Source organism: Acidimicrobiales bacterium (assembly GCA_036378675.1).
Classification (GTDB): Bacteria; Actinomycetota; Acidimicrobiia; order Acidimicrobiales; family Palsa-688; genus DASUWA01.
On the sequence record DASUWA010000048.1, the window covers coordinates 1 to 5,904 of the forward strand.

Consider the following 5,904-nt stretch of genomic DNA (forward strand, 5'->3'; position numbering starts at 1 on the left):
CCGGCTCCCGTCGTGAGGTAGGTAGTCGGTGAAGCGGATCGCCTGCGGCCCGAACCTGGCGCCGGGCCGGTGGGACGTCCCACCGTCGTAGGGGGCTCCGAGGATGACCGCGCCGGCATCCGCGTACGAGTCAGGTCGGTCGAGGTCGGCTGCCGGCACGCCGAGGAACGTCGCGTCCGGGCCGAACATGTTGCCGATGCGGGCCATGTGTTCTCAGGCGGCGGTGACGAACAGCTGCTGGGCGAGGCTCGGGCCGAGGGCGATGGTGCGGGCTCCGAGGTCGAGGATCATGGTTCCGTCGGGTGCGAGCGACGCGACGGTGGCCTCTTTGCCTGGCACGAATCCATGGGAGGACAAATAGGAGAGGGAGTCCTGGTCGATCTCGATCTGCTCGGTCACGCGCTCCAGGCGGACGTGGTCGCCCTGCCGGCTGTCCGCGAGAACCATGAGATCGGTCCGCGCCCGGCCAGATCCGGGTATCGGGTTCCCGTGCGGGCAGGTCGTGGGGTGGCCCAGGACTTCGACGAGCCGAGCTTCGACCTCGTCCGAGATGACGTGCTCCCACCGGCCCGCTTCGACGTGGGCCTTCTCCCACGGCAGCCCGATGATGTCCGTGAGCAGCCGCTCGGCGAGGCGGTGCTTCCTGACAACACTTTCGGCCACCCCCCGGCCGCGGGCGGTCAGCAGAAGCGACCGTCCTTTTACCTCTATATAACCCTCGTCGCGCAGACGGCGGATCATCTCCGATACGGCAGGAGCGGAGTGCCCGAGCCGTTCTGCGAGGCGCGCCTGGATCACCACGATCCCTTCCTCACCGAGCTCGTGGATCGCTTCCAAGTACTCCTCGAGAGGCGGATGGAAGCCCTCCGGCATGCCGCCGAGCCTACCGCCGACACCGTCGCAAGCCCGGCGTAGGCTCGACGTGATGGCGCGGCTGATGCTGATCGACGGGAACTCGCTCACCTACCGGGCGTTCTTCGCTCTGCCCACTGACCTGGCGACCGCTTCGGGGCAGGTGACCAACGCCGTGTACGGGTTCACCTCGATGCTGATCAACCTGTTGAAGGACCACAAGCCCGACCAGCTGGTGGCGACGTTCGATCGCCCGGAACCGACGTTCCGGCACAGCCTCGTCGAGGGGTACAAGGAGGGGCGGGCCGAGACCCCTGACATCCTCCGCCAGCAGATGGGCCTGGTACGCCAGCTCGTCGAGACCTTGAAGATCCCGACCGTCGAAGAGCCGGGGTTCGAAGCCGACGACGTCATCGCAACGCTTGCGACCCAGGCCGCGGCGCGTGGCGACGAAGTGATCATCGTCACCGGGGACCGGGACACCTACCAGCTCGTCGAGGATCCGCTCGTCAAGGTTCTCTACAACCGTCGCGGGGTCTCCGACTACGCGCTGTACGACGAGCAGGGCATCGCCGAGCGGACGGGGGTGACGCCGGCCAGCTATCCGCAGTACGCCGCGCTCCGCGGTGATCCTTCGGACAATCTGCCGGGGGTCCCGGGGGTAGGGGAGAAGACCGCAGCGAGACTGATCAACACGTACGGCGATCTCGACAGCATCTTCGAGCATCTGGACGAGCTGTCGCCGAAGCTGCGCCAGAGCCTCGCCGACGCCGAGCCGGTCGTTCGCGCGAACGCGGCGGTCACCCCGTTGTCGAGGGACGTGCCGGTCTCGTTCGCCGTCGAGGATGCCGCGATCGGAGGCTGGGACCTCGAGGAAGTGCGGAGGCTTTTCGACTTTCTAGAGTTCCGCTCGCTTTGGGATCGGTTCGTCGAAGCGACCGGAGGTGGGACCGGCAGCGCCGGGGCTGGGGGCGTCGCCGCGTCGTCGGGGGCCCCGGTCGAGGTGGAGATCGACACGCTCGACGGCCCGGCATCAGCCGTCTCGACCGTCACTGGTTGGTTGTCCGCCCGCACCGACCTGGCCGTGTCCGCGGGATGGGAGGATCGAGAGGGGCGTAGCGCCCTTCTCGGTTTGGCGGTGGTCGCAGTCCCCCCACCCGATTCCGGTCCCGTCCGGGTGACTTGGATCAGGTCCGATGTGCTTGCTGTGCCCGAGGTGCTCGAGGCTCTCGCCGGGCTGCTCGGGGAGGGTGGGGTTCGGGTCTCCGCCCACGACGCCAAATCGTTGATGAGGGGGCTGTCGGTGGTGGGAGTCGACTTCTCGAGCCTCGAACTCGACACCGCCATCGCCGCCTACCTGGTGGATCCCGCGGGCGACCAGTACCTGCTCGAAGACCTTGCGACCCGCTACGCCGGGCTCGACCTGGCGGGAGGCGAAGGGCCACCGCCGGGGCAGCTGGATCTGGGTGGCACGGGAGCCGATCCCGGCCAGGAGGCAGGGCGAAGGGCCGCGGCCCTCGCCAGGTTGATCGAGCCGTTGAGCGGTGCGCTTTCGGCGAGGGGCATGTCGAAGCTGTACGACGACGTGGAGCGCCCCCTCGTCAGGGTGCTCGCCAAGATGGAGGAGGCCGGCGTCCGCGTCGACGTCGAGAAGTTGCGGGAGCTGTCGAACGAGCTGGCGTCGGAAGCCAAGCGGCTCGAGTCGGAGATCCAGGATCTCGCCGGCGTGCAGTTCGTTGTCAACTCCACCCAGCAGCTGAGGGAGATCCTCTTCAACAAGCTCGGACTGGCGCCGCAGAAGAAGACCAAGACCGGCTACTCGACCGACGCCCAGACGCTGGAGAAGCTGCGCGGGGAGCATCCGATCATCGACGCACTCCTCCGCTACCGGGAGGTCGAGAAGCTGAGATCGACGTACGGCGAGTCGCTGCTCGCCGAAGTGGCGCCCGACGGCAGGATCCACGCGACGTTCAACCAGACCGTCGCCCGGACCGGCCGGCTGAGCTCGGACCAGCCGAACCTGCACAACATCCCTATCCGCAGCGAGGAGGGGCGCAGGTTCAGGGAGTGCTTCTTGCCGGCGGAGGGTTGCCGTTTTCTGGTGGCGGACTACAACCAGATCGAGCTTCGCGTGATCGCCCATCTCGCGGAGGAGCCGTCGCTCATCGAAGCGTTCCGGACCGGGACCGACATCCACAACCTGACCGCGTCCCGCATTTACGGGGTCGGGTCGGCCGACGTAACCATTGCGATGCGGTCGAAGGCGAAGATGGTGTCCTACGGCCTTGCATACGGGATGGAGGCCTATGGCCTAGCCAGCCGTCTGGCCATCCCGGTCGACGAAGCCGCGGAGATCCTCAAGGCCTACTGGGAGGGCTTCCCCAAGGTCCGCGAATACATGGACAGGGTGGTGGCGGAGGCCCGATCGCGCGGCTACACCGAAACGCTGTTCGGGCGCCGGCGGATCATTCCGGAGCTTCAGTCCAACCGTTACCAGGTCCGGTCAGCCGGGGAGCGGCAGGCGATGAACGCCGGCATCCAGGGCCTGGCCGCCGACATCTTCAAGGTCGCCCTCGTGAGGCTCGACGAAAGGTTGAGGGTCGGGAACCTGACGTCGCGGCTGGTGCTCCAGGTCCACGACGAGGTGATCCTGGAGGTCCCCCCGGACGAGGAGGACGCCGCTTCCGGAGCCGTCTCCGATGCCATGGCGGGTGCCGCGGATCTCCTGGTTCCTCTCACGATCAACCTCGCTTGGGGCGACACCTGGGCCTCCGCGAAGGGCTGACTGGCGGGACAGGCACCGTTGGGTTGCCTCGCAACAGCTCGGGGAGTCGGCGGGTCGACAACGCCACATCAACGCAGTGGGGAAGGAAGCCACGAAATGGCGAAGTTCTCTGTGCGCGGCTCTCCATCTCAGCCCAACAACTGACTTTCCGGAGGCCAAACGCGACGAATGCGACTTCCGGCGCAATATCTCACCTAGTGCGAAGAAAACGAAAATTCTTCGCGCAACGAGTGTTGCGAACACGGATTGCGGTCGCGCGGTTGCCACGGGGAGTGAAACCACGCGCTCTCAGTAGTCGTGGTACTACTCAGAGTATTTGGGCGCATATTGTGATACTGGAGTGATTCACAACACTTGAGTCTTTTAACTTCCCAGCGGAAATTCCCCCAACCCGTGGGCTCAAGAAGGGGCTAACTGATGGCCGTTCACTCACAGCGCCGCAACAGTCGCACCCGCCGCTCCGCTCGCCGGCGTGGCTCGTTTGCCACCGCGTGGCGGGCGATCGGGGGCGCCTTCCTCGCGACTGCGATGTCGAAGATGGTGCGCGCCATCGCGGCGGCGGGTCTTGTGGGCGGAACCTTGTTTGCGGTTGTGACGGCGACGTCCGCTTCGGGCCTCAACTCCTACTCGATCAACCAGTGCGCCAACGGCGGCAAGGGAACGACCGTCGCGTGCTCCGGCTCCGCCTACCAGAGCGGCGACGACAACGGTTCCAATTCCCACTGGGCCGAAGGTGACACCCTTCCCTTCCAACTGACGCTGTTCAACATCACTCCCGGCCCTCATACCGTGGCCCTGCAATACCAAACGGTCGACAAGGGGAAGCACTCCTACGACTACTTGGGGTCCTTCAACGCAACCGAGACCACGGGCGCTCCAACCGCTCTCCATGCCAACAACAACAACCCTTGCGGCGGGATCGTCGCTGGTTGCGACCCAGCCCACCCAACCGCCACAGTCGGCATCCCGGCTCCGACTTTGTCGGGAGTTAACGGGACATGCGGGTCGGCTGGGACCCCTCCAACGCTCGCCTCGACCACGGGCGTTTTTAGTCTTTGGGGTCCCACGGGAACGTTGTTCGCACCTATCAACGCGGTCACCTATGCCTCACCTCTCAACCAGCCGGCGAACAGCGGGTGTGTCACGGTCATCAACGTCTCGTTCATCTCGCCCGCCGGCAACCCGACGCTGGTTCTGGCCTGGGGCGCACACATTGCTTCGGAGTTCGATTGGGGCCCCGGTAACGGCGCCGGCGCGATCAGCGGCGCGCCCTACCACATGTGGGTCAACAGCTTGGACGGAAGTGGCGGCTCTCAGGAGCGATCGTTGCAGTCCAGCGCCATCGTCGCGCAGCCGGCTCTCGCCACCGTAGTGGAGACCTCCTCGAACACCCCCGTTCCGCTCACAGGTGTGGTAGTCGGAACGACCGTTCACGACACCGCGACGCTGAGCGGTGCTGCTGCGAGCGCCAGCGGCACGGTGACCTACAAGCTGTACAGCGGGGCTTGCGGCACGGGCACGTTGCTAAACACCACGACCGGGACCGTTGCCAATGGAGTCATCGGCGCTTCGGGTCCGTTCACAGTGACGACCCCGGGCAGCTACTGCTATCTCGCCTCTTACGGCGGCGATGTCCTCGATGCGGCGACGACTGCGGCGCCCGAGAACTTCACCGTTTTTCCGGCGAGTCCGACCATCACCACGACGGTGAAGGACGCACAGGGTAACACGGTAGATAACAACCATCCCGCTCCTTTGGGCTCGGTCGTCCACGACACCGCCAGCCTCACCAACGCTTACAACGCCACAGGAGCGACTGTTACCTACACGCTTTACGGAAACAACACCTGCGACGGGATTGCAGGTCCAACTCTCAGGACCGACCAGGTAACGGTGCAGACCGGCAACGTGGTCCCTGACTCGCCTGGGAGCGGCGCTCTCGGAGCCGGCTCCTACTCATACCAGGCAGTGATGTCAGCCAACACGACGAACAACAAGGCTACCGGCCTGTGTGAGCCGTTCAAGATTTCGAAGGCACCTATCGCCCCCGTTACTCAGCCGTTCAACGCGGTGACCAACTCCCCGTGGAGTTCTGGAAGCACAGGAGCGACGGCGTACGACACCGCGACCCTCACAGGGATTGGGTCCTTCACGCCTACCGGCACTGTGTCGTACCAGCTTTTCGATAACGGCACCTGCACGGCTCCCGCCGACACAACCTACGGGACGTCCACGGTCACTATCGCTCAGGACGGGAGCGTGCCCAA

The 5,904-nt window shown here is 65.5% G+C and carries 4 protein-coding genes; 2 read left to right on the forward strand and 2 right to left on the reverse strand.

The annotated features are described in order from the left end of the window. The coding region (locus tag VFZ97_15670) for an arginase family protein (protein HEX6394872.1) at positions 1-207 on the reverse strand (207 nt) is incomplete at its 3' end. Between the two features lie 6 nt (positions 208-213). Further along, a complete protein-coding gene (locus tag VFZ97_15675; GenBank protein HEX6394873.1) occupies positions 214-873 on the reverse strand; it encodes a metal-dependent transcriptional regulator in 660 nt (219 codons plus the stop codon). A 52-nt stretch (positions 874-925) separates the two neighbouring features. On the opposite strand from VFZ97_15675, the gene polA reads away from it, so the two are divergent. Continuing rightward, positions 926-3,637, forward strand: a complete 2,712-nt coding sequence (polA, locus tag VFZ97_15680; GenBank protein HEX6394874.1) for a DNA polymerase I — start codon at positions 926-928, stop codon at positions 3,635-3,637. A 417-nt stretch (positions 3,638-4,054) separates the two neighbouring features. Next, positions 4,055-5,904 (forward strand): hypothetical protein (locus VFZ97_15685; protein ID HEX6394875.1); only part of this gene is annotated, 1,850 nt, incomplete at its 3' end.

Excerpts from the sequence above, each read along its gene's own strand:
- VFZ97_15675 (HEX6394873.1), bottom strand. The coding sequence starts at position 873 with ATGCCGGAGGGCTTCCATCCGCCTCTCGAGGAGTACTTGGAAGCGATC.
- polA (HEX6394874.1), top strand. The coding sequence starts at position 926 with ATGGCGCGGCTGATGCTGATCGACGGGAACTCGCTCACCTACCGGGCG.